The sequence below is a fragment of the Streptomyces sp. T028 genome, from assembly GCF_048159505.1.
In the GTDB taxonomy this organism is placed as follows: Bacteria; Actinomycetota; Actinomycetes; order Streptomycetales; family Streptomycetaceae; genus Streptomyces.
This window is the reverse complement of sequence record NZ_JBLRVZ010000145.1, coordinates 1-569: the sequence shown is the minus strand read 5'-3', so window position 1 is coordinate 569 and position 569 is coordinate 1. Positions and strand designations below refer to the sequence as shown.

Genomic DNA, 569 nt, shown 5'->3' with positions numbered 1-569 from the left:
CGCCGGTGCGCGCTCAGCTCCACCACCCGCACCTCGGCACCCGCGCCCCGCGCGACCAGCGCGATCAGCACGCCGACCGGACCACCGCCGACCACGACGACCTTCTCGCCCTCCCGCACCTGCGCACGGCCCACGTCGTGCACGGCGACGGCCGTGGGTTCGACGAGCGCGGCCCGGTCCAGAGGCAGATCTCCCGGCAGCCGCACCAGGGTGGACGCCGGCACCGTCCAGCGCTGCTGCATGGCGCCCGGCGAATCGATCCCAATGAAGTCCAGGTGCTGACAGATGTGCTGGTGCCCTGCCCGGCAGGCGGGACAGGAATCGTCCCAGCGCAACGGCATCACCGTCACCGCGTCCCCCGGCGCCCAGCCCTCCACACCCTCCCCGACCGCCACGACCCGGCCCGCCATCTCATGCCCCAACACCGCCGGCGCACCCACCCGGGCATCCATGTCCCCGTGGAAGATATGCAGATCCGTGCCACAGATCCCCACGAACGCCGGAGCCACCACCACCTCCCCCCGGCCCGGCGGCACCCCCTCCACCACAGCCGTGTCCAACACACGAGC

At 72.9% G+C, this 569-nt stretch carries 1 protein-coding gene; it reads right to left on the bottom strand.

Annotation, left to right across the window (positions count from 1 at the left end; genetic code table 11):
• Positions 1-569 (bottom strand): zinc-dependent alcohol dehydrogenase (locus ACLZN2_RS50990; RefSeq protein ID WP_416987108.1); only part of this gene is annotated, 569 nt, incomplete at both ends.